The following is a 23,022-nucleotide window of genomic DNA, read 5'->3' as shown; positions in this document are numbered from 1 at the left end:
AAATTCAACTCGGAGGTAAAAACGATGACTAATACGAATCCCCAATTGAATGCGAACTACATGACGACCAATCAAGGCGCACCTGTTGCCGATAACCAAAATTCGCGCACAGCCGGACAGCGCGGCCCGACGCTGCTGGAGGACTATCATCTGCTGGAGAAGCTGGCGCATTTTGACCGCGAGCGGATTCCAGAGCGGGTTGTTCATGCCAGAGGCGCAGGCGCACATGGCGTATTCCGTGTAGAGAACAGCATGGCTGCTCATACGAAAGCTCATTTCTTACAGCAGGCGGGAGTGGAGACGCCGGTATTTGTCCGTTTTTCCACCGTTATTCATGGAACAGGTTCTCCTGAGACGGCGCGTGATCCGCGCGGCTTTGCGGTGAAATTTTATACGCAAGAGGGCAATATGGACATTGTGGGCAACCATCTTCCGGTGTTCTTCATTCGTGATGCGATGAAGTTTCCCGATATGGTGCATTCCCTGAAGCCATCGCCCCAGACGAATGTGCAGGAGCCCGGCCGCTATTGGGATTTTATGACGCTGTCGCCAGAATCGACGCATATGCTGACGTGGCTGTTTTCCGATGATGGCACCCCTGCGACCTACCGTGAAATGGATGGCTTTGGCGTGCATGCGTTCAAGTGGCAAAATGCCGAGGGCAAGATGACGTATGTGAAATACCACTGGAAATCGAAGCAGGGTGTGCGCAATTTCACCGCTGAGGAAGCGTCGGAGATGCAGGGGCGTGATTTTAATCATGCGACAAGGGATTTATATGATGCCATCGAAAAAGGAGACTTCCCGGAATGGGATTTGCATGTGCAATTGCTGCCTCCTGAGCATATGGAGCGTTACTCCTTTGACCCGCTCGATCCAACCAAGACGTGGCCAGAGGATATGTACCCGCTGCATAAAGTCGGTACGATGACACTGGATCGCAACCCGGAAAATTATTTTGCCGAGGTAGAGCAGTCGGCGTTCTCGCCGAGCGCCTTGGTGCCAGGCATTGAGCCGTCGGAGGATAAATTGCTGCAAGGCCGCTTATTTTCCTATCCGGATACACAGCGCTACCGTTTGGGTGCGAACTATTTGCACATTCCGGTCAACTGTCCGTATGCGCCTGCCCGTAATCACCAGCGCGACGGAGCGATGACGATGAAAGCCGATTCCTCCAGCGTCAATTATGAGCCGAACAGCTCAAGCACAAGTCCGCAGGAAGCCGAGCGGGGTCACGCTGACCATACTGTGCCTGTTCACGGCTTTGCCGGTCGCCAAAAAATCGATAAAACCGATGATTTCACGCAGGCAGGCGAGCGCTATCTTTCCCTTACGGGGCCACAGCAGGACAATTTGGTGAAAAATTTGGTTAATGATTTGGGACAGACGAATGCGGATATTCAGCTGCGTGCCATTTGCAACTTTTTCCGCGCCAACGTGGAGCTTGGGATGAGACTGTCCGAAGGGCTTGGCGTAGATATTCGCAAGCATATGCCACAGCGTTAAGCGGAGCCAAAGTACGGCGGGAAGAGATGCTTTTATAGGTTAACGAAGAATGAAACGGTAGAAAATAGGCAGCACAAACAGGCGGTGTCCTCCGGAAAGTGGGGGGCCCGCCTGTTTGCATGATATTTGGCCCTTCCGACTAACAGGAGTGGAGCTTGGCACGCTTATTTTCATAATCCTTATAAAATGGTTGTAATAATTGCGCATTATGGGTAATATTGTTTCGGAATTGACGGATAAAATAAAAACTGGATGTGAACAGCGATGAGTACTGAAAACCAATATTCCGAGCATGCAGTTCCTGCAAAAAATGCTAGCGAGACTACAGGATCAAAGGTTTATACGTTAGTATCCTTGATTGTTTTGTGTATCGGTTTATTGATGGCATTGGTCGGCTTTGGGAAGGAAATTATATTTAGCTTGAAGGCTTATAAACCGTTTGCTGGCATGATGGACTCGGCTTGGGTGGGGTTCCAGCATTTCCAAGCTTTAATGGAATCATCTGAGTTTATGCATGTCATAAGCAACACAATTTCCTTTAACTTCAAGTTTGCGGGCTTCGTATTTGTGCTTGCGGTTCTAGCGGGATATGCGCTGCTTGCCCTACCTTCCAAGCTGCGTCAGGGAGCAGTTATGCTAGGCGCATTAATTGTTTTGTTGCCTGTCAGTGTTTATAGCCATTGGTGGATGTATGTGCTCGGCAGCGAGCCTTTTTTACAGGAATCCGTGATGAGCTTCTTGCATCCGCTGCTCAGCGCTTTGAAGTATATGGGTATACCTATCGCTATCATCTATGCTGCTAGTGAAAGTCGGAGTGGCAGGGATGCTTGGCTCCCTATTAAAGGGGCGGGCTTATTTGCACTCTCATCGCTTGCTTTAATAGGTAGCGGTCTATTTTCCATGACTTATCTATTGTCGAATCCGATAACTATGCCAACGATGGATGTGCTGGATACGTATATATTAAGATCAGGATTGATGCAGGCCAACTTCAGTTCCAGCGCTGCCGTCAATGTGCTGCAAATGCTGCTGTCGGCGGTGTCCTTGCTCGTTTTGTTCATCCCGCTGAGACTGCTGTATAAGGCGACTTTTCGCGGGGAACAAAGGCATGAGGCGGCGGGTAGTTATGTGAGTCGCGCTATTACAGCAGTAGCTGTTTTTGCTCTATTTTCAGTCATGTATTTTCTTCCATATTGGGTGGAAGGCGGTTCGTTTGAGCCATTGCCTGAGCGGGGATGGCCGTCTTTTGGCACTTCCATTTTATTATATTTTCTCATTTCGCTGGCAGGAGCGATTCCGGCGGTCGTTATTGCAATGGCGATGGCTGGGGCCTTTAGATCCAAGCAAAAAATAATCGTGTGGTCAGCTTCTATTGCCCTTTCAATCATTACTTTGTTAACCATTCAACCATTTAAAATATCCAGTTATATGACCATTCGAGAGATGGGGATGTTGAATACTTTGTTTGCCGTTATAACAGTTACCAGCTTCTCGGCAGCGGCAGTTTGGGCGGTTGCCGCTGTGCTGCGGCTGGAAGCCAAGCTGTCCCTTTTCACGCTGCTGTCTGCTGCAGGCGGCATGCTGCTGCTCCAAACGGCGCTGAATTACGGCAACTTCGTGCCTTCCTATCTGTACATTACAGATACGCATCGGTCGCCTGTAATGATGTTTATGCAAATGACAAGAAGTGCGGAGATACTCAGTCAATCAGGAGAGGCGGTCATGAGGACAATTGGGGGGCGGTATGGCTATTGGATTGCCCTGCCGCCATTGATCCTATATGTGGCTGCGCATATGTTCCTTCCCAAACGGCAGCTGCTGCTTATTTTGTCAGGCGGATTGAAAAAGTAGAAGAAGCTTTGAACGATTTTATCAAATAGACAGACCATGCTGAAAATAAAGCAAAGGCGAGCGGAGTGATCTCCGCTCGCCTTCTTTGCCCTCGCTTGCAGCTCTAGCCGCTGCGCTGGAACTGGCTCATATACAGGTCATAGTAGAAGCCCTGCTGTTCTAACAGCTCGTCATGCGTCCCTCGTTCTTTGATGCCGCCGTCCGCAATGACAAGAATTTGATCGGCCTGGCGAATGGTGCTGAGACGGTGGGCGATCACAAAGCTGGTGCGCCCTTCCATCAGCTTGCGCATGGCAGCTTGAATATGCATTTCTGTCCGCGTATCAATACTGCTTGTTGCCTCATCCAGTATGAGGATGGACGGATCGGCAAGCACGGCGCGGGCGATGGTAAGCAGCTGCCGCTGCCCTTGGCTGAGGTTGCCGCCACCAGCGGTGAGAGGCGTGTCATAGCCCTGCGGCAGCTTGCTGATAAAGCTGTGGGCGTTCGCCAGCCGCGCTGCCTGCTCGATTTCCGCGTCAGTGGCGTCAAGCCGCCCGTAGCGCAGGTTCTCGCGCACTGTATCGGAGAATACATAAGCGTCCTGAAGCACGATGCCAAGCTGGCGGCGCAGGCTGTTGCGGTCCAGCTCGCGAATATTGGCATCATCGATTGTGATTGTCCCATGGTCAATATCATAAAAGCGCGTTAGCAAATTAATGATCGTTGTTTTGCCGGCCCCGGTTGGACCAACGAGAGCAATCATTTGTCCAGGCATGGCTTCCAGCGATACATGGCTTAAGATCGGATGCCCTTCACGATAGCCGAATGATACGTCGTCAAAGCGGACATGGCCGGTGCATGCTTCAAGCTGCTTGGTGCCGTCACCTTCGTATTCCGTATCGGTATCAATCAGCTCAAACACGCGCTCGGCGCTCGCCACGGCAGATTGCAGCAAATTAAACTGATTTGCCAGCTCGTTGAGCGGACGTTGAAATTGCTTCGAGTAATTCAGGAAGCTGACGATGATGCCGACTGTCGTCCAGTCATTCAGCACCATAAAGCCGCCAACGGCGGCAATAAGCGCAAAGCTGAGATTGTTCATCACGTTCATGAACGGTCCGATGGTTCCCGAATAAATTTGCGCTTGAATGCTCGCATTCGTAAGCTCGCTGTTCATTTTATCGAATTGCTCCGCGGCCTGCTGCTCGCGGCGGTACACTTGAACGACCTTTTGCCCGGCTACCGTTTCCTCGATAAAGCCGTTCAACTCGCCTAAATGCTGCTGCTGCTTGGAGAAGAAGCGGCGGGTGAAGCCCGCCACCTTCTTGGTGAACAGCAGCACGAGCGGAATCGTAACCATGCTGAGCAGAGTCAGCCACACATTGAGCGACAGCATAATGGCCAGCGAGCCGGCAAGCATGATGACGCTGGATAACAGCTGCGTGACGCTTTGGCTGAGCGTGCTGGAGACATTTTCGATATCGTTCGTGGTTCGGCTCATTAGTTCCCCGTTCGTCTTGCCGTCGAAGAAGCGAAGCGGCAGCAGCTGCAATCGTCCGAACAGGTCGCGGCGCATGTCCAGCACCGTATTCTGGGATGCGCTCACCACCAGCTTCTGCTGGAGCCAGGTCAACACGGAGCTGCCCGCATATACGGCAAGCAGCAGGAAGCATAGCGACAGCAGTCCGTCATAGCTGCGCGGAATGATGTATTGGTCGATGGCGTGGCCGATGAGATACGGCGCGGCGAGCGACAGCAGCGTTGCGCCTATCGTTGCAAACAGCACGCTCATTAGCGTTGCCCGGTAGCGGCTCAAGTAGTTCCAAATTCGGCGCAGCGTCTGAAACGTATTTTTGGGTTTGGCTTTTGCAGTTGAAATGCCCGGAGGACCACCGCGCATTCCGAGGCTTGGCAGAGCAGGCGCTGCTGCTGGCGTTGGCGGACGCTCGCTAGTGGAGCTATGCTTTAGATCAGCCATGAACGGTAGCCTCCTTGCCAGCCTGCGACTGGTAAATTTCTTGGTAAAGCCCAGAGGAGCGAAGCAGCTCATCATGGGTGCCCTGTGCGGCAATTTGCCCCTCATCCAGTACGATAATGTGATCAGCATCGATGACGGAGGAGATGCGCTGCGCGATCATAATGCTGGTTCGTCCATGCATCAGCTGCCTCAGTGCAGCCTGGATCTGCGCCTCCGTCCCCATGTCGATGGCGCTTGTGCTGTCATCGAGAATAAGCACTGACGGCTGGAGGAGCAGCGCGCGAGCGATCGAAAGCCGCTGCTTCTGCCCGCCAGACAAATTGACCCCGCGCTGGCCAAGCTGCGTGTCATAGCCTTCGGGAAGGCGGGTAATAAAATCATGGGCTGCCGCAGCTCTGGCGGCGGCAAGCATTTCGTCTTCGGTGGCCTCTGGCTTGCCGAAGCAAATATTTTCACGAATCGTGCCCGTGAACAAAATCGACTCCTGCAGCACGATGCCAATATGGCTGCGCAGGCTGCTCAGCTCCATGTCGCGGACATCAATGCCGTCCAGAAACACGCGACCTTGCGTAGCTTCGTACAGCCGTGGAATCAGATTGACCAGCGTAGACTTGCCAGCTCCGGTTGCGCCAATCAGTGCGAGCTTCTGTCCCGGCTTCGCCGTAAAGCTAATGTCGCGCAGCTCATACGCCCTTTCAGACGCAGATGCACCCGCGTAAGCGAATGAAACATGCTCGAATGCGATTTCTCCCACCGCGCTGTTATGTTGGGCGGGCGATTCGGCTGAACGAATTTCCGATGACGTGTTCAGCACCTCCTGCACGCGCTGTGCAGATACCTTTGCTGTCGAGAAGCGGACGAGCATCATGCCGATCATCGACAGCGACATCATGACCTGTGTCACATAATTGATGAAAGCAATTAAATCGCCTACAGGCAGCGAGCCTTTTTGCACATCAAGACCGCCATACCAGAGCACGGCAGCAATCGCCGCATTCAAAATAAAAGTGAGAATCGGCATATTAATGGCAACCAATTGCATCGCCTTAATAGCCGAACCTGTATAATCGCGATTGGCACGGCCAAACCGTTCGTTTTCATAGTTGGAGCGCACAAATGCTTTGGCGACCCGAATGCCGGTGAAATTTTCTTGAAGCACCGTGTTTACCGCATCCAGCTTCGACTGCATGCTTGCAAACAGCGGAAGTGTAGAGCGAATAAGGGCAAACATGACGATGAACAGCAGCGGAACGACAATGGCGAGAATGAGCGCCAGCTTCGGGCTAATCGCAATCGTCATAATAATGCTGCCAATGGCCAGCATCGGCGACCTGACAAAAATACGCAGCAGCATTTGCACCATCGTCTGGAGCTGGACAATATCGCTCGTAAGCCGCGTAATCAATGATCCAGTCTTTAGCTCATCTAGGTTGCGGAAGGAAAAGGTCTGTACCTTGCGGAACAAATCACCGCGCAGATCGGCTCCGAATTTCTGCGATGCGATGCTGGAGTATACCGTGCAGCCAACCCCTCCAATTAGGCCGACCAATGCGGCTGCAAGCATATATAAGCCTGTTATTTTGATATGGCTTAAATCGCCTTTTATGATGCCTTCATCGACAATACTCGCCATCAGCTTAGGCTGGAGCAGGTCCATGCATACTTCCAAAACCATCAGCAGCGGGGCGAGCAATACAGCTATCCAGTGCGGTTTTAAATATCGCGCAAGCTTGATCATCGTCCACTTCCTCTAATTCTGATTACCCTCGGTAGGGTTCATCGCGTTTAAATTATCGCCAATTCGGTGCAGCATCCCTTTGAGGATTTGTTTTTCTTCCTCGTTGAAGCCTTGCAGAGACTGCTCCTCCAGCAGGTGAAGCGTCTCCCGCAGCTTGCCAAGCATCGCTTTTCCTTTGTCGGTCATAAAAATTCGCGACACGCGCTGATCGCGTTGATCGGCTTCCCGACGGACAATTCCATTCTTCTCCATCCGGTTCAGCATCACGGTCAGCGTTGCCGCTTTAATTTCAAGCTCCTGTGCCAGCTCGTTCTGGCTCCTTCCCGGTCCGCGCTCCAAGGCGAACATAAGCGGCGGCTGTCCCGGATAAAGATCATAATCCTGGAGCTGAGCATGCAGCTGCTTCTGATGCTGGCGAGTTAAATGGCGGAAAATCCGAGTAATATGATCAGGCCCTCTGCGAAATGGCATAGCGGCACCCCTCTCTATTTGAGCATGTAAGCCTAAAATTAGTTTGTCGACTAACTATATTCTAAAACGAGGCTGGAACCGCCGTCAAGCTTTATCCAGCGTGTAGTGCTGCTATTCTATGCATCTATCATACCGATAGAAAAGGTATTTTTGTATAAAATTGTATTGATTGTTAGTGAAAAGTGGATTAAAGTATAAGTTGAGATTAACATTATTTTCTTTTTTTATAACATAATTGATTTAACCTAATAAGCAGACAGGGGAGGAGTCCATTTTTTAGTGGGGAATAATCAGTTATGGTCGTATGATGCATGTTTTTTTTGGAGAAAAAAATAATAAAGATGCTGGAGGTATCATCCATGACATTGAAAAGAAAATACGTGACTACGCCTTTTTTAGTGCTTCTGCTGTTCTTCGTAATGGCTCTTCCTATTTCAGCTGAAGCCGTCCCTTCTAATCATTCAGGGCTGCTGCCTACTGTTCAAGTAGACCCTGAGGTGATTGGGGAAGTCGAAAGTATACAAACGGATTGGGAAAGCGGTCTAGCGCTTAGTCCGTCAGAGCTTTTGCAAAAGCCTAAGCCGGCCAATGCAGCAAGCCGATTGAATTATAATGTGGAAGGCGATCTTCTGTTCCATAGCAGCTCATTAACGGCAAGCAACCCGCAAAATTTTTATTTCTTCAGTGTGGCTACGGCACGCAGCATTATTTTTCGGACGGAATCTACCAATGCCAGCTATCGTGTAGATCTGTATCAAATTGATTGGAGCACGGGAACCGCTTATCCGACGGGCATTGGCAATACAAGCGGCAATCTGTCGGCTGCTAATAATGTGCCGGCAGGCGACTTTGGACTATTAGTTACTTCCACAGGTACAGTAGGGGCATCGTATAATGTCCAGTCCAATGTTTCCGCTCCAAGTGGTGCCCTATCTTATACTCAAATTTCAACTCTTCTGCAATCGGTAGTATGGAAGTATTCGAATAATGATTTATATCTCAACAATAAATTGATTGCAAATACATCAGATGCAGCGAATAGCAATCCGCAGCTGGATTGGGAGAGAGTGTATTACTTCTCTTATGGAGGCGGCTATAATTCACGCACGCATAGCATTTCGGATGCACGGGTGAATTATATTACGACGGCTGTAAACTATCAGTCTACTTATGCAAGCTCCAATAATGCTGTACTTATTGTATTGAAGGAGGATACCTTGTTCACGTATCACTATTCGACCTTCGCTTCAGGTCCTCCAACGCAATATTTCTCGTCCTTTACGGATACAAAAGGGCTAACGACACCAAGAAGATTTGGCTTTTTAGATTCAATCGGCAATCCAAATATATTGGTTTATGATTTGAATACGAACAAGGTCATCGATTTTGTTAGTAGTTTGAATTACTATTATGCAAATGGAATCGAGCCTGCGCCTACCGTAAATTACTATAACTAAATTCGTATAAATACTGCCTAGTGCTAGTATTGAATAGAAGGCAGGGTATTAAAAAAGCTATCCCCTCAGCCGTTTTCGAACGGCCTCAGGGATAGCTTTTTCTATTGTTTGTTAAAGCGTTATTTATCCCCATAATGTGTGCGAAAAGCATAAAATTCAATCATGCCATTTTGAATTCGGTAGACTAAGCGATTGGTATCATTGAATTGAATTAACGCGCACCAGTTGAACAAGTGCGCGTTGATTAGTCAAGCTCGTCAGTTTAGGCGTTGAGTTATAATCAACTGCATCAATTCATGGCGCCTGACTGTTGTTGACGCCCTATGCCCATAATTTTCATTGTTCATCAAGCGCCAGAGAGAAATCATGTCCTGCGGCAATGCTTGCAATGGCAGGCAGGCCAGCCACGATTTCAGGATCGAACAAGCCTTCAATTTTTCGGTTGCCTGAATGGCAACTGAATGTTGGGTGGGAGATTTGGCTCCTAATCACTTATCACTATTGAATCGATTTTTTGTTATAATTACATATAAAGAGTATTTGTCTCAGGAAAGGTGGACAAGCTAAGTGAATATATATGTAGTAAATCGCTACAAAAAGCGGGTGTTGGTTGTGAGAAGAAATACTCATGAAAAAAAGCTTAATGCACTGCTTAATGCTAAAGCGTCACTTGCAATTGAAGGCATGTTTCTGACTACTAGAGAAGAACAGCTACTCATGAGAAGGGTTAACGGTGAAGTGAAAAACAATGAATTTCTAGCTCTTGCCATGGAAATTGCGAAAAATGTATGAGCAAAGCAATTCGATTTATTGTTATCCTGATAGTGATGTTCGAATAAACTTACCTGGTTTTACAGAGCAGAGAAATTTAGATGCCTTTGAAAGAATGGTAACCTTGGATCGATTAAGGCTACTTCAATTAAGGCCTCTAAAGGGGAAGTTTAATCGAGTTCATTTGTGTGATATTCATAAATTTATATTTAAGGATATCTCTCCTTTTGCTGGTAAGCTTCGCGAGGAAGAGATTGCAAAAGATAATTTTCGTTTTGCAAATGTAAGGTTTATAGCCAGTCAAACGGATCAATTGACTGGGGAACATAGAAGTGAGAATCTACTGAATCAGAGCGTAGCCAGTGGATCAGAGGAATAGATTCGATAGGGCCTCCCCTTCCATGTCGAGCGCTTTAGCTATATACTGAATCACAACAGAAATTCCATCAGCCTATGCTTTTTTGATGCCCCTGCATTTTTCTGCAGTAAGCTGGCTTAATAGTTGAAGCACCAAATCCATAATGAGTTGTCTGTTCCCCTCCAGCTCCTGATACTTCCGCGTATACAGAATAGGAATGTAGATCACAATGACATGAATCTTCGCGTCGATTAGCCATTGCCATTCTTATTTAATTTCTCTCTTGTTCCGGCCAGAACGATTGTTTGACTTAACAAACAGAGTATCGCATTCCCGCAGCACGCGCTCTAGAAGTTGATATTCTAGGCGGACATTTCCGTTTTCTCTAATATTCCCTCGAAATGTTTGTATTTTTAAAATCAAAGGTATACAAACCGAATTTTTAAATATTCTATTTTTATGTAAAATTATGACTTTATGGACAAAGAAAAACCTTGTTAACTCATAAATACGAGTTAACAAGGTTAGCAAAGCGGCCATTGGAAGGGAGTGGAGCAGCACTCAATATTATATTATGAAGTCCTCGGTCTTAACTGAGTCCACTTGGTAGGATTACTCACATCGGCAGCCCCTCTTTGCACTCTGGGGCTAACCTCAAACCATGGATCATCAAATCCCAGATTTGCATGATCCGCTACATTTTGTTTTTGAGATATGTCAAAATTAGTGGGTGTACCGGCGCTTGTGTTCGGATTTGCTTTTCCCCAAACCCATAGATCATTCCATTCATACGCATATTCTACCAACCCATCACATCGGATATTACCAATATTGGAAACATCAACGTATCCACTTGATGAATTATCATAATAAGTCATTTGTGCACCTGCGGTGTATCCTATATCTGTATTATTCTTCATTGCTGCCGCAGTAGCTAGAATTTGAGTCCTTTTGGTTGCCGTAATTGAAGGGTTTGTAAAATATCCATAAAAGCTTTCTCCAGCTTCAAAGGTGCTCAATGTGCTGAGTTTAATTGAACCTGTACCATAGCCCTGAATTTCGTAAACATAGTGTGTACTGTTAATTGTTCCATAGTATAGACCCGCATGGTTATTTCCAAAAGTAAGCCATCCACCATTTCGATAAGCAGCATCTCCACCATTTTGAGCATGGACACTATTTCCACCCAACCCTGCACCCAACAGGAGAAATAACGAGAAGAAGGCGAAAATAAATTTTTTGTTGATTGTGGCTATCTTAGACATAGTTAGTTTCCTCCCCATTTACCGCTTTTGTAAGGATCAATTAGATCATTAGGATCAATATTCTCCAAGGCATGTTTGGCTGCATTAATCACTTCCGGGTTTGTAGAAGAAGCATGAATTCCCTTGATTTTTTCATAGGCTTCGCCAAAATAAATCATTTCTGCCGCTTTAATAGCTACGATAACATCTTGATTCTCTTTGCTATCTAATAAGGAAAGGATATCGTTGGAATTCGTCAATAGAGCGTAGCGGACAATATCCTCACCTGTTCCGCTGAATTTCCCTGCATTTTGCATGACTAGTCGTATAGCATCTTCTCCGCCCTCGACTCCAACGGAGTAAACTGCACTTTCATACAATTCTTGGTCTGTGCTCTGATTCAATACTTCTTGAACCAATTCAATATAATTATCTAATTTGCCTGCATGGGCCGCGCTAGTAAACAACGTACGGAGTAGAGGATCATTTTCACTTGTTTTCGTTTTTGCCAGTGTATCGAGCGCGGTTTGGAAATTAGGATCGTTCAGTCTTCGCATTGCCGTAACAGACGCAGCTCTCACTTCAATTGGTTCTTTTTCATCCTGAAGTATAATTAATAAATTCGTGGATTGTTCTGTTTTGAAGGCACTTGCTTGAATCATATTTTCAGGTTTGAGATTTTTCAAGGCGAAACTGCGTAAATTCGCGTCTTCGGATTTGTCTTGAATAACATTCTGGATATGCTCCAGATTTGTAGAGCTTAATTGTTGTTCAGAGTTTACCAGAACATCTAAAGTAAATGCTCTGAACTTTGGTGAATAGTTTTGATCGGCAAATATTTCTGTAATTTCATTCGGAACCGTCCCACCCCATTTTCTATTCAGCTCAGGCAAGATCACTTCCGCATACCTTTCAAAATTTTGCTCGTCATATAAGGACAGCTCACCCAAGGTCTCAATTAGTGAACCAGAGTCTAATGACTTCAAATAGGCTATTTGATTTTTCAATGCGGCATCAGTTTCTTCCTGAGTAGCGCTCCTTTGAATGCTGTTCTTGCTTTCAAAGGATACAAGCTTATCCACATGGTTAAAGCGCTTTATAGAAGCAAGGCTGGGTTTAATCGACGAATCCGACTCTTGCGAACTATTGTCAAACGCCATGACTGCAGGAACTATGGAAGATACTAGTAATATGGAGGCAACTACAGTCACCGTCGTTCTTTTTATTTTCATTCGAATAATCTCCTTTTTTTGATTCGTCATAAAGCGTATTGGAAGTGCGTATAATAATTTGTGATGTTATTGAATTGTGTGCTATCCTTATAAATATAATTGAATTTTTCGGGGGGTTACATGATGGGAAAGGTCGTTAAAACTTTTCGATTCTGGCTTACTCTAGTTGCAACAATAGGCATTGTTATAAATATTTCAGGTTTGGATGATAAAAACATTCTGTTATTTTTCATCAGCCCTATGCTTTGGATCTATGAATCTTATCCGTCTGTTCGACAAGCCAATATTCCAAATTTTATATATTACCTATCTACACCTTTTATTTGGTTTTTAGTCGGGCTATTACTGGATAAAATTATAAGAAAGATCAAAATTAAACAATAGTTTATTAAAACTCTAAGCGCGATAGCTGAAAATAAAGAGAGCACCTCCATTCAAAGTGAGCTGCTCTTATTTTGCTATTCATAAAGCACCATACTTCCGTAGACTCAAAGCTGTCTGCTTTGCTTTACCTAAACAAAGTAAGAAGCATAGGATTTAATTCCCGGTGGCATTAAACAACGCTAGAAATTAGATTTTTACTTTTCTCTTGATGTGCTTGTACAGACTAACTCTATAAAACCTACCCCTCCCAATTAGGCAGTTCATACTACTAGATGCACAAAAAGAGAATATGTTTCAATTTTTGGATAAATTTTGTTTTTAGTTGGGTAATAAAAGTTAAAAGCAGAAGTCTCAAATTACGGACTTCTGCTTTTTTTGACGGTTTGTCGCACTACTGCTGTTGCTTAGTTATCTCTTTCTTCATAAATGGATGACATCTGAGGTGCTGCCCGCTTCAATTAGAAAGCACTAGAACCAGCGGTTCTAAGCGCTTAGACAATATTTGCAGCGGCCTGTCTTTTGAAGTAGGATAAAGAAAGAAAAGGTATTCTTTAAAGAGCAAGGGGGAAAAGGGCGGTGCAGCTGTCTACTGAAACGATTCAGGTAGGCTTCATTATAATGTCGGCTATCGCAGGGCTTATGCTCATCTTTTTGCGTATCCGGGCAGGCAAGCAGCCGACTACCCTTCGTAAAATCATTATCCCGCCAGTCGGCATGTCGACCGGCTTTATGATGTTCCTGGCGCCTATGACTCATATTCCATGGGGCTGGGGTTTAGCTGCCTTCGGGACAGGCCTGTTGATTTTTTCTTTTCCGCTGGTCGTATCGACCAGGCTGGAGCGGATTAATGCCGATATTTATGTCAGGCGTTCCAAAGCTTTTATTTTCATCATGCTGACCCTATTCATTATTCGATTGGCGCTGCATAGCGTGGTGGAGCAATATATGTCGATTCCGCAGACGGGGGCATTGTTCTATCTCGTGGCCTTCGGCATGATCATTCCGTGGCGTCTGGCAATGGTCAATGATTATCTCAGATTGTACAAGCTTTCTTCATAGATGAAATCGTATAAATAATAGAGCTATCTAAGGGGGAACCGGCATGGATAGAGCATTGACAGAACGTGTAAAGCTTACGCAAAAGAGGCTGCGGAAACGGACGATTACGGCCGTTCTTAATGAATTTGATCATAAAATCATGAGACTCGGCACGGAGAAGCGCGAGGAGAAATACCGCAAAATGTCGCTAAGCCCGTTTTCCTTTTTTCGCGGCAGCGCCTATTTATTTTATATGGATGTGACGAGGGAGTGGTTTCCCTATCACACGCCGGCAGAGCGTCCGACCTGGATTCAGGGCGATTTGCATTTTGAAAATTTCGGTGCCTTCCGCAATGAGCAAGGGGCGCTTGTGTATGATGTGAATGATTTTGACGAGGGCTACTTGGGCTCCTATTTATATGATTTGCTGCGCATGTCGGTCAGCATAGCACTTGTATGCCGCATGAAAGGCGAGTCGGAGGATGCCCAGAAGCATCAAATCGAGGCTTATTTGCGAGCCTATGCGAAACAAATGTGGAAGTTCGTCAAGGGCAAGGATGATCCGGCATCGTTCATAATGGATGAGGAGCGAGCAAGCGGCAAGGTGAGAAAGCTGCTTCGCAAGCTGCGCAAACGCAAGGAACAGCATTTTTTGGAAAAGGTTACGGCGCTTGTACAGGAGCATCGCAAGTTCGCACATACGGATGAGATCGTCGCTCCGACGGAAAAAGAGCGCGCTGCGCTTATAGAGGCTTGGCCGCAATATATAGAAAGCCTGCATGCTGATGATGCGCAGGAGGCTGCTCACTATCAGATTAAAGATATAGCCGTAAAGCATGGCTCTGGAACAGCCTCAATCGGGCTGGACCGTTTTTATGTACTGATTGAAGCGGGCAGCGGCGAGCTAGGGCACGAGGATGATATTGTGCTGGAAGTGAAAGAGGTGCGCATTGCGGTTCCGGCTTATTTTCTGCCCTATGATGAGTCGTTCTGGACAGCGTTTGAGCATCAGGGCAAACGCGTGACGATGACCCAGCAGGCCATGCACCATGAGGCTGATCCATACCTCGGCCATCTGACGATAGGCGGCAGACAGTTTTATGTGCGGGAGCGTTCTCCCTACAAGAAGCGGCTCAAGCTTGAATCGCTGGAGACGGCGGAGGATATGCAAATCGTGACAGAGACGATGGGCAAACTGACCGCGAAGCTGCATGCGCGAGCGGATTCTGATGTGCAAAACGGCATTTTGGACTACCATAGCGAGCATGAAATCGTCAAAGCGATGGGAAGTGACGAAGAGTCCTTTAGCCGCTTCATCGCAGAGTGGGCGATGTCCTATGCAAATCAAGTTGAGCAGGATTATGCGCTGTTTGTAGATTGGCTGGGCAATAAGTCAAATACGGATTAACGAAAAAGTGTGTTCCGCAACAGCTGCCAAATAGGAATACAGGTTGGAAGACAGATAGACGAATCTACAAATAGGAGTGTGCATTCATGTCCATTTATACTTATCAAGCGGATACGATTACAGGAAAGACAGTTAGCCTGGAGCAATATAAAGGCAAGGTCGTTATTATTGCCAATACGGCGAGCAAATGCGGCTTTACACCCCAATATGCTGATTTGCAAAAGCTTTATGAGCAGTACAAGGATCAAGGCTTGGAAATACTCGGTTTCCCAAGCAATCAATTTGGCGAGCAGGAGCCGGGCGAAAACTCGGATGTACAAAGCTTTTGCCAGTTGAACTATGGCGTAACGTTCCCATTGTTTGCGAAGACGGATGTACGGGATGAAACAGCGCATCCACTATTCAACTATTTGACGGCTGAAGCGCCTTTTAATGGATTTGATACAACTGAAGCTAGCGGCAAAATGCTTAGTGCATTTTTGACCGAAAAGCTGCCGCATTTTATGGATGGAGACTCCATCAAATGGAATTTCACCAAGTTCCTCATTGACCGGGAAGGGCAGGTTGTCAAACGTTTTGAATCGACCGACGAGCCACTCAACATGAAGGAAGATATTGAGAAGCTGCTGTAGCTTTTTAAAATAGGCCATAAGGCTGTTTCAAGCATCATTCATTTGATGTTTGGGACGGCCTTTTTGTTTTGTCTCAGCTTGCAGCCCATGCTACTTCTCCCACCAAGTTACAGAGGCGCCATTGCCCAGTATTCCTAGCAAGGTTAGGGAGCCAAACACATTGATCGTAATGGTCTGACCTGGCGGCACGACGATTTTGCCGCCTAGCGGAATTTGGAACGGGCCGGGATACAGCGCATAAACCTGATAAATCGTTCCCCCGCTTACGGTATTGATGGATGAAGACGATGTCGTTACGCTTGCAACACTGCTGCCAAGCACGAGGTTTGCGGGTGTTTGCGATGTAGAAGTACCGATACTGCCTCCTTGAAAAATGGTTAATTGTCCGCTAAAGCCAGATAGCAGGTTTAGGGCAACGTTGATATAACAGTAAACCTGATCGAGGAAAAGCCGCTTACCGCTACCAACGGGATTAACGACCTGAAGCGACGTATTCACGGTTCCGCCCAGAAGCCCAAGAGAGGCACTGTTGGCAGCATAGACGGAGAAGGCGCCAGCAACTGCTGCTGAAGTGGCCGCATCTGAAGGGAGGTAACAGCCCAGTTTATTTATGGTGTTCGCAGCTTGCCCAATCAGCGGAGTATTGGATGTATTAAAAACAGACTGGTTCGGCATTTAGGCCTCCCACCACACAATGTTGGTGGCTGCGGTAATGGAACCTGTCCCGACGGAAATCGTTATAGCCCGGTTTGGCGGCACAATGATGGCTCCCGTAAACGTAAAGTTGAATACACCTGCTGCGAGCAGCATGGTCATAAATAGCGTGGGTGATCCGGTTATGGTCCCCGTAGCGACGCGGGCAGTGGCAATACTCGCTGTTGCATTGCCGAATTGGCTGTTAAATGGTGTGGGCGTTGTTCCCCCGGTGACTGTACCGGTGGAATAGAAATTAAGGGTGGCGGCAGCTGTAATACCGCCGGAGATACTGGAGATGTACAGTGATCTTCCACTTCCGGAAGGGTTCGTAATTTGAATGAGCTGGTTGTTTCCAGCGCTTATGCTGGCACTTCCGCTTGTAACGATAAACAGTCGGCCGTTTACAGCTGCATTTTCCTCTGGCGGCGCTATGATGGCTGGTGAGGTATAAGCGTTGTTGATGAGCATGCTTAAGGGGCTTTTTTCATTATTAAAAACAGCATTATTGGTCATTCTATCACCTCTTAAATCAAATCGATATATGACAGGATATGGGGATTAGCGCTTATAGGTATGGGGACATGCCGCACGTTGTGAAGAAAAGGCGGATTTTATACGGACAGCTGCCGTCTCCGAGACTTTCAAATGTACATACAGTGTGAGCACATGGACATAGAGAGGAAGCGAACGGGGAAGGACATACGGGCATTCTTCTATCTCTTTCCTGTAATACTAAATGGAAACTAGGTGATGGCATGCCAAACTTTTCGACGTTTAATCCGAATCCGGATAATTTACGTACATTAATATTTGGTAAAGACGGCACACAAACGGCTCAGCCCCTTGCAACAGACACATCAGGCAACTTGCTGAACATTATGCTGGACGGTACAATTGGCAATTTGATGGGGGCGACAATTACCACTGGTACCATCGCAGCTGTCTTGGGAACGACAATCACGGCGGGAACACTGAATGCAGTGAATGGAGCGACAATCACGGCAGGGACGTTGAGTGCGGTGAATGGGGCGACGATCACAGCAGGGACTTTAAGTGCAGTGAATGGGGCGACGATCACGGCTGGAACATTGAGTGCGGTGAACGGAGCAACGATCACAGCCGGAACATTGAGCGCAGTGAACGGAGCAACGATCACAGCCGGAACATTGAGCGCAGTGAACGGAGCGACGATCACAGCGGGAACGTTGAGCGCGGTGGACGGAGCAACAATTACAGCTGGAACGTTGACGGCAGTAGAAGGAGCAACGATCACAGCTGGAACATTGAGCGCAGTGAACGGAGCAACAATTACAGCGGGAACGCTGAGTGCGGTGAATGGGGCAACAATCACGGCTGGAACGCTGAGTGCGGTGAACGGGGCAACGATTACAGCTGGAACGTTGACAGCAGTATTAGGAGCGACGATCACAGCCGGAACATTGAGCGCAGTGAATGGAGCAACGATTACAGCTGGAACGCTGAGCGCGGTGAATGGGGCAACGATTACAGCTGGAACGTTAACAGCAGTATTAGGAGCGACGATCACAGCGGGAACGCTGAGTGCGGTGAACGGGGCAACGATTACAGCTGGAACGTTGACAGCAGTATTAGGAGCGACGATCACAGCCGGAACGCTGAGTGCGGTGAGCGGGGCAACGATTACAGCTGGAACATTGAGCGCAGTGAATGGAGCGACGATCACAGCCGGAACGTTGAGTGCGGTGAACGGAGCAACGATCACAGCGGGAACATTGAGCGCAGTGAGTGGAGCAACAATCACAGCTGGAACGTTGACGGCAGTAGAAGGAGCAACGATCACAGCGGGAACATTGAGCGCAGTGAACGGAGCAACAATTACAGCCGGAACGTTGAGTGCGGTGAACGGGGCAACGATTACAGCGGGAACATTGAGTGCGGTGAACGGGGCAACGATTACAGCGGGAACATTGAGCGCAGTGAACGGAGCGACAATCACAGCGGGAACATTGAGCGCAGTGAATGGAGCAACGATCACAGCGGGAACGTTGAGTGCAGTGAACGGAGCAACAATCACAGCTGGGACCTTGACGTCTGTATTGGGAGCGACGATTACGGCGGGAACTTTGACGGCGGTAAATGGAGCGACAATCACGACGGGTACACTGAGCAGCGTAACGTCAATTTCACAAAGGAGCTTCCAAGAAAGCTCTAGCTTGAATATTGTAACAGCAGACGCATATACGGCATTGACCGCTGTTACAACCAGCGTATTTGGCACTTATTCCTTCTTCGTATACAACCGGGGACCGGGGGCCGGTCGTGCAGATGCGCGTGTGGAAATTAGCGCTAACGGATCGAACTGGTATACGGATGTTGAAACGGTAACGGGCATTGCCACAGGATCGGTGGATGTGCTGGTGCCACAGCGTTTCTTAAAATACACGCGGCTTTCGTACCGCTCCAGTCTGGCGGGCTCGTCGACGACGCTGGATGTATTTTTCAACGGTCAGGGCAGCTAAATTAGGAGGGCTTTCGTCATGCTGCTGGGAGTTCACATTATCGCTCGCAACGAAGTGGATGTGCTGGGCCGCTGTCTCAAAAGCATTAAATATATCGCAGACGAAATTATCGTTGCAGATTCAGGCTCCACAGACGGCACGATAGAGCTGGCCGGCCAATATGGAGCCAGAGTGCTGACTGTGGAGTGGCAGGACGACTTTTCCAGCGTCCGCAATGCGGCACTTGAACAGGCGCGTACGCTCTGGGTTTTGGTGCTGGATGCCGACGAATGGCTGGAAGGCGAGACGGGTCAAGCGTTAAGGCAAGAGCTGCAGCATACGAAAAATCCAGCTCTCCGTCTGCCGATGCGTCATCTATATGATGACTATTCGGCAGACCACTGTCTTTACAGCCAAGCGCTTAGGTTGTTTCGGGCTGACCGCGGCTACCGTTATGAAGGTGAAATTCATGAACAGCTTATTTCCAGCTCCATTGAGAGTGGGCGTGCATCTGAGGCGAAAAGTATAGACGGGCCGCTGCTTCAAACACCGCTCACGCTTGTTCACGACGGGTATACGCCTTCAGTCATTGCCCGCAAAAATAAAGCGGAAAGAAATTTACGGATCATTGCCAGGCAGCTGTCCCAGCGGCCTCATGATCCTTTTTGTCTTTACAACTACGGGGTGACGATGTGTCAGCTGGGCAGAACAGCTGAGGCTGAACCTGCGCTAAGTGCTTCTTGGGCAGCAGTGCCAATAAACGCACCCTATCGCCCTTCGCTCATTCGGGACTATGCAAAAGTGCTGCTCGCACTCGCAATGCCAGAGGAAGCGATGGCTCTGCTCCGCGAAGAAGTGCTGCGTTACCCAAACTATGCAGACCTCCATTGGCTCATGGGAGAGGCACTCTCTTCTGCTGGCATGCTTACAGAAGCAGCACAGGCCTATGAGACGGCGGCTCTTATATCAACCAAGGTATTAGGTCAGCTAGATATAAACAAGAATAAAGTCTCCACTGGCGATTATATTACCGAGCTTGGCTCAGATGGAACGTTGATTCGAACGGCATGGGGGGAGGTGCTGAAGCGTATGGGCAACCATGAGGCGGCAATAGGGCAATATGAGCTGGCGCTCACTGCAGCATGGCATCAGCCAGCGGCTGTAGGCATGGCGGATACGCTTCAGCTTATTGGCTGGAGCGATACGGCTATAGCGCAGCGGTTGAGGGCTTTATGCGCCATTGGAGTGAGGCGGGATGCGGCCAATAAACGCTTAGCCTCCGTCATGCAGCAGATTGGCGCTTGGCAATGCGCCAGAGAGCTGTGGATGGAAGGCGCGAATGAGGCGGGCCTGATTGCTGCTGTGGGAGGGCAGGAAGGAATGCCTGAACGGGATTCTTTTTCAACAGAGCAGTCGGACTGGTGTGTGGAAGAAATCCGCCAATTTGGCGAATGCCTCATGGCCTGCGGTCATTACGTGGAGGCAAATGCGCTCTGGGAGTCTTGGCTGGCCCGTATACCGATTACAGATCGAGAAGCTTTAAAGGGGCCGGATGAACAGGCTGTTCTGCATTCGCTGGCTCTCGATGGAACTTTATGCTGCTGGCAGCTTGGTGAAACGGTAAAAGAAGGAACAGGTCTTGGAGCACTGCAGCGCTTTTTGGGGCAGGAGCAGGCTAATGGACGTATTTTTTCAATGGAAAAAGAGTGGTGGAATCAGCTCGCCGAGCAGACTGCTGCCCCCTATGTAAAACAGGCCATTGAGCTGAATATGCTTCCGTTGGTCGCAAGGCTCACTGCTTGCCATCCGGGGCTGCAATTGGAAAGCGAGCAGCTGCTTTATGATAACGGATATGTCGATGTGGCAGCGGAGCTTATGCTTCGCCGGTATGCCAGAGAGGGCGGAATGAGCGCAGGGCAGCAATTTCGGCTAGGGGAGCTGCTTTATGATAAAGGGCTTTACGGCGAAGCCTTATCCCTGTTCGAAAATATGGCCGAGACAGGCGAGTATGGTGATCGTGTGCAGCTTGGCTCGGCGGCAGCTTGCCTCCAAATGGGAATTGCAGCGCTGGAGCCCGGCCAATATAGCGGCAGTCGAGGCTGGGATGGCAGCTGGGGCGAGCAGGATGAGGAGCGGCTTCGCGCAGCACTTGCACGGGTGAATGCGCTCGGCTGGCACACGAGCTGGAATGCCATGCAGAGGAGGCGGGCGAATGGCGGGGCAGCGGAAGCTGATCTCTTTATGCATGATCGTTAAAGATGAGGAGAAGCATTTGCCGAATTGTTTGACCAGCGTCAGAGGCGTAGTGGACGAAATCATTGTGGTGGATACCGGGTCAATGGACCGGACGATTGAAATTGCGCAGAGCTTTGGAGCGACGGTCATAAGGGCGGAGTGGGAGCAGCATTTTTCCAAGGCGCGGAATATTGGGCTCGATCAGGCGCTCGGGGAATGGATTTTATTTCTGGATGCCGATGAATCGCTGGATGCGGCCGGCGGAAGGCAGCTGCGGGTGTGGGCCCAAGATGAGGAGCTGATGGCGCTCTTGCTTCAGGTGCGGAACGTCATTGGCGATGAGGAATCGTCAGGCTCCACCGTTCATCCGGTGCTGCGCATGTTCCGCAATGCCGAGAAGCATCGGTTCGAAGGGCGGATACATGAGCAAATCGCGGCGGCGATTTTACGCGGAAACCCGGAAGCGAAATTTCAAATGACGGATGTCGTCATTCATCATTATGGCTACAGGGCGCAGGATGTTTTAGAGAAAAATAAGCTGGAACGCAATATGAAGCTGCTCCAGTTCGCGCTTGCGGAGGAGCCGTCAAATACGTTTCACCACTACAATATAGGCGTGGAGTTTTTGCGGCGGGGCGAGGCGGATAAGGCGCTGGATGCTTTTCGAAGGGCGCGCGGCTCACAGGTATTTGCGCATTTAAACTATGCTCATCTCGTAATCAAATATGAAGTGCGAAGCCTGCATGCCTTGGAAAAATGGGACGAAGCCGCCGAGGTCGCAGCGGACGGTATCTCTCGCTATCCAGATTATACGGATATGTGGCATTATTGGGCGCTTAGCCTCGCCCAGCTCGGACGCTTGCGGGAAGCGGCCCAGACAGCAGAGCATGCGCTTGAGCTTGCAGGCGCGCCTGCCCACTACCATACAGAAGAGGGCATTGGGACGTATCGCACCGCCTATTTGCTAGGGCGCATCAGCGAAGCCTTGCTAGATGAACAAGGGCTGGTGTCCGCCTATGTGGCGGCGCTGCGGCAGCAGCCGAGCCTGCTGCCGCCACTGTTCAGGCTGTGCAGGTATTTTCGCGCGGCGGGCGAGGAAGAACGGCTGTTAGCCGTGCTTGCCGCACGTATCGGCTGCCCTAACGAGGGAGCTGTACGCAAGCTTGCCGCCGTTATGCTGGCTTCCGGCTGCCCCGTTGCAGCTGCCGATTGGCTGCGTTGGCAGGCGGATTTGCAGGAGCAGCCCGAGCATCGCCGTTTGCTTCGTGAGCAGGCGGAGGCTATCGAGCGGCAGGATTACAGCGGGTTTCCGCTGCCGGATGAGCTGGCACAGCAGCTCGTAAGGGATGCGGAGTGGAGCATAGGCGATGGAGCAGGGGAAAGGGAAAGGGAAAGGAGGAATAGAGCTGTAACCGCCCGCCAGTGGTGGCTGCGAGCCGATCAATGGCTGGCAAAGCACCAGCAGCTGCGGCAGGCGGGTCAGGATGGTCGAGCGAGCTTGAGGAAAGAGGCGGTCCAGCTTGCCCGTTTGCTGTTGCCGGGTGAGGAAGGCTGGTAGACGGAA

Annotated in this window: 19 protein-coding genes; 12 read left to right on the top strand and 7 right to left on the bottom strand. The window is 48.9% G+C overall.

Annotation, left to right across the window (positions count from 1 at the left end):
- Positions 1-24: 24 nt before the first annotated feature.
- Entirely contained in the window at positions 25-1,506 is a 1,482-nt protein-coding gene (locus AC50YG_RS17930; protein ID WP_494828295.1) for a catalase, read from the top strand.
- Between the two features lie 264 nt (positions 1,507-1,770).
- Entirely contained in the window at positions 1,771-3,357 is a 1,587-nt protein-coding gene (locus AC50YG_RS17925) for an ABC transporter permease family protein (protein ID WP_494828291.1), read from the top strand.
- A 103-nt stretch (positions 3,358-3,460) separates the two neighbouring features.
- On the opposite strand, the gene AC50YG_RS17920 is transcribed toward AC50YG_RS17925, so the two are convergent.
- Genes AC50YG_RS17920 through AC50YG_RS17910 form a run of 3 tightly spaced genes read right to left on the bottom strand, consistent with a single transcriptional unit; the run spans position 3,461 to position 7,526 of the window.
- Entirely contained in the window at positions 3,461-5,317 is a 1,857-nt protein-coding gene (locus AC50YG_RS17920; RefSeq protein WP_494828289.1) for an ABC transporter ATP-binding protein, read from the bottom strand.
- The gene (locus tag AC50YG_RS17915) at positions 5,310-7,055 is read right to left on the bottom strand and encodes an ABC transporter ATP-binding protein (protein WP_494828288.1); all 1,746 of its coding nucleotides are present in this window, start codon (positions 7,053-7,055) and stop codon (positions 5,310-5,312) included. Before AC50YG_RS17915 ends, AC50YG_RS17920 begins: the two co-directional genes overlap by 8 nt.
- A 12-nt stretch (positions 7,056-7,067) precedes the next feature.
- Entirely contained in the window at positions 7,068-7,526 is a 459-nt protein-coding gene (locus tag AC50YG_RS17910) for a MarR family winged helix-turn-helix transcriptional regulator (protein WP_473757172.1), read from the bottom strand.
- A gap of 359 nt (positions 7,527-7,885) precedes the next feature.
- On the opposite strand from AC50YG_RS17910, the gene AC50YG_RS17905 reads away from it, so the two are divergent.
- The 3 genes from AC50YG_RS17905 (at position 7,886) to AC50YG_RS17895 (ending at position 10,133) form a co-directional block, all read left to right on the top strand.
- Positions 7,886-8,983 carry a hypothetical protein gene (locus AC50YG_RS17905; protein WP_494828287.1) on the top strand — a complete coding sequence of 366 codons (1,098 nt, stop codon included), beginning with the start codon at positions 7,886-7,888 and terminating at the stop codon, positions 8,981-8,983.
- Between the two features lie 567 nt (positions 8,984-9,550).
- Positions 9,551-9,775, top strand: coding sequence for a hypothetical protein (locus tag AC50YG_RS17900; RefSeq protein WP_341279988.1), 225 nt, complete (start codon positions 9,551-9,553; stop codon positions 9,773-9,775).
- Positions 9,768-10,133, top strand: a complete 366-nt coding sequence (locus AC50YG_RS17895) for a hypothetical protein (RefSeq protein WP_494828286.1) — start codon at positions 9,768-9,770, stop codon at positions 10,131-10,133. Before AC50YG_RS17900 ends, AC50YG_RS17895 begins: the two co-directional genes overlap by 8 nt.
- 551 nt (positions 10,134-10,684) lie before the next feature.
- On the opposite strand, the gene AC50YG_RS17890 is transcribed toward AC50YG_RS17895, so the two are convergent.
- A complete protein-coding gene (locus tag AC50YG_RS17890; RefSeq protein ID WP_494828285.1) occupies positions 10,685-11,377 on the bottom strand; it encodes a hypothetical protein in 693 nt (230 codons plus the stop codon).
- A gap of 2 nt (positions 11,378-11,379) precedes the next feature.
- Positions 11,380-12,588: a hypothetical protein gene (locus AC50YG_RS17885; RefSeq protein ID WP_494828284.1), complete on the bottom strand. Its 1,209-nt coding sequence runs from the start codon at positions 12,586-12,588 to the stop codon at positions 11,380-11,382.
- Between the two features lie 123 nt (positions 12,589-12,711).
- On the opposite strand from AC50YG_RS17885, the gene AC50YG_RS17880 reads away from it, so the two are divergent.
- The 4 genes from AC50YG_RS17880 to AC50YG_RS17865 all read left to right on the top strand — a co-directional run bounded on the left by AC50YG_RS17880 (position 12,712) and on the right by AC50YG_RS17865 (position 16,050).
- Complete coding sequence (locus tag AC50YG_RS17880) at positions 12,712-12,972, top strand: hypothetical protein (RefSeq protein ID WP_494828283.1); 261 nt, start codon at positions 12,712-12,714, stop codon at positions 12,970-12,972.
- A 576-nt stretch (positions 12,973-13,548) separates the two neighbouring features.
- Positions 13,549-14,031 (top strand): CcdC family protein, encoded by a 483-nt coding sequence (locus tag AC50YG_RS17875; protein WP_341279986.1) that lies wholly within the window; start codon positions 13,549-13,551, stop codon positions 14,029-14,031.
- Positions 14,032-14,074: 43 nt separating this feature from the next.
- A complete protein-coding gene (locus AC50YG_RS17870) occupies positions 14,075-15,418 on the top strand; it encodes a DUF2252 domain-containing protein (protein ID WP_494828282.1) in 1,344 nt (447 codons plus the stop codon).
- Between the two features lie 86 nt (positions 15,419-15,504).
- A complete protein-coding gene (locus tag AC50YG_RS17865) occupies positions 15,505-16,050 on the top strand; it encodes a glutathione peroxidase (protein WP_494828281.1) in 546 nt (181 codons plus the stop codon).
- A 90-nt stretch (positions 16,051-16,140) separates the two neighbouring features.
- Here the strand turns inward: AC50YG_RS17865 and AC50YG_RS17860 are convergent, their stop codons facing one another.
- Together AC50YG_RS17860 and AC50YG_RS17855 are read right to left on the bottom strand one after the other, a co-directional pair.
- On the bottom strand, positions 16,141-16,725 hold the full coding sequence (locus AC50YG_RS17860; protein WP_494828280.1) for a hypothetical protein: 585 nt from the start codon (positions 16,723-16,725) through the stop codon (positions 16,141-16,143).
- On the bottom strand, positions 16,726-17,259 hold the full coding sequence (locus AC50YG_RS17855; protein ID WP_494828279.1) for a hypothetical protein: 534 nt from the start codon (positions 17,257-17,259) through the stop codon (positions 16,726-16,728).
- 242 nt (positions 17,260-17,501) lie between these two features.
- Here AC50YG_RS17855 and AC50YG_RS17850 point away from each other — a divergent pair, with 242 nt between their 5' ends.
- From AC50YG_RS17850 to AC50YG_RS17840, 3 genes are read left to right on the top strand one after another with little or no spacing between them, the layout of a single operon-like run.
- The gene (locus AC50YG_RS17850; RefSeq protein ID WP_494828278.1) at positions 17,502-19,244 is read left to right on the top strand and encodes a DUF6385 domain-containing protein; all 1,743 of its coding nucleotides are present in this window, start codon (positions 17,502-17,504) and stop codon (positions 19,242-19,244) included.
- A gap of 18 nt (positions 19,245-19,262) precedes the next feature.
- Positions 19,263-21,479, top strand: a complete 2,217-nt coding sequence (locus AC50YG_RS17845; RefSeq protein ID WP_494828277.1) for a glycosyltransferase — start codon at positions 19,263-19,265, stop codon at positions 21,477-21,479.
- Positions 21,436-23,016 (top strand): tetratricopeptide repeat-containing glycosyltransferase family 2 protein, encoded by a 1,581-nt coding sequence (locus tag AC50YG_RS17840; RefSeq protein ID WP_494828276.1) that lies wholly within the window; start codon positions 21,436-21,438, stop codon positions 23,014-23,016. The genes AC50YG_RS17845 and AC50YG_RS17840 overlap by 44 nt, the downstream gene beginning before the upstream one ends.
- Positions 23,017-23,022: the final 6 nt, after the last annotated feature.

The organism is Paenibacillus sp. J31R34 (assembly GCF_059383715.1).
This window is presented reverse-complemented; position numbering and strand designations above follow the sequence as displayed.

What these genes read in the sequence shown, in the direction of transcription:
- AC50YG_RS17865 (WP_494828281.1), top strand. Translation starts at nt 15,505, where the DNA reads ATGTCCATTTATACTTATCAAGCGGATACGATTACAGGAAAGACAGTT.
- AC50YG_RS17840 (WP_494828276.1), top strand. Translation starts at nt 21,436, where the DNA reads ATGGCGGGGCAGCGGAAGCTGATCTCTTTATGCATGATCGTTAAAGAT.
- AC50YG_RS17880 (WP_494828283.1), top strand. Translation starts at nt 12,712, where the DNA reads ATGGGAAAGGTCGTTAAAACTTTTCGATTCTGGCTTACTCTAGTTGCA.
- AC50YG_RS17920 (WP_494828289.1), bottom strand. Translation starts at nt 5,317, where the DNA reads ATGGCTGATCTAAAGCATAGCTCCACTAGCGAGCGTCCGCCAACGCCA.
- AC50YG_RS17870 (WP_494828282.1), top strand. Translation starts at nt 14,075, where the DNA reads ATGGATAGAGCATTGACAGAACGTGTAAAGCTTACGCAAAAGAGGCTG.
- AC50YG_RS17885 (WP_494828284.1), bottom strand. Translation starts at nt 12,588, where the DNA reads ATGAAAATAAAAAGAACGACGGTGACTGTAGTTGCCTCCATATTACTA.
- AC50YG_RS17930 (WP_494828295.1), top strand. Translation starts at nt 25, where the DNA reads ATGACTAATACGAATCCCCAATTGAATGCGAACTACATGACGACCAAT.
- AC50YG_RS17925 (WP_494828291.1), top strand. Translation starts at nt 1,771, where the DNA reads ATGAGTACTGAAAACCAATATTCCGAGCATGCAGTTCCTGCAAAAAAT.
- AC50YG_RS17895 (WP_494828286.1), top strand. Translation starts at nt 9,768, where the DNA reads ATGTATGAGCAAAGCAATTCGATTTATTGTTATCCTGATAGTGATGTT.
- AC50YG_RS17845 (WP_494828277.1), top strand. Translation starts at nt 19,263, where the DNA reads ATGCTGCTGGGAGTTCACATTATCGCTCGCAACGAAGTGGATGTGCTG.
- AC50YG_RS17855 (WP_494828279.1), bottom strand. Translation starts at nt 17,259, where the DNA reads ATGACCAATAATGCTGTTTTTAATAATGAAAAAAGCCCCTTAAGCATG.
- AC50YG_RS17860 (WP_494828280.1), bottom strand. Translation starts at nt 16,725, where the DNA reads ATGCCGAACCAGTCTGTTTTTAATACATCCAATACTCCGCTGATTGGG.
- AC50YG_RS17915 (WP_494828288.1), bottom strand. Translation starts at nt 7,055, where the DNA reads ATGATCAAGCTTGCGCGATATTTAAAACCGCACTGGATAGCTGTATTG.
- AC50YG_RS17850 (WP_494828278.1), top strand. Translation starts at nt 17,502, where the DNA reads ATGCCAAACTTTTCGACGTTTAATCCGAATCCGGATAATTTACGTACA.
- AC50YG_RS17910 (WP_473757172.1), bottom strand. Translation starts at nt 7,526, where the DNA reads ATGCCATTTCGCAGAGGGCCTGATCATATTACTCGGATTTTCCGCCAT.
- AC50YG_RS17890 (WP_494828285.1), bottom strand. Translation starts at nt 11,377, where the DNA reads ATGTCTAAGATAGCCACAATCAACAAAAAATTTATTTTCGCCTTCTTC.
- AC50YG_RS17905 (WP_494828287.1), top strand. Translation starts at nt 7,886, where the DNA reads ATGACATTGAAAAGAAAATACGTGACTACGCCTTTTTTAGTGCTTCTG.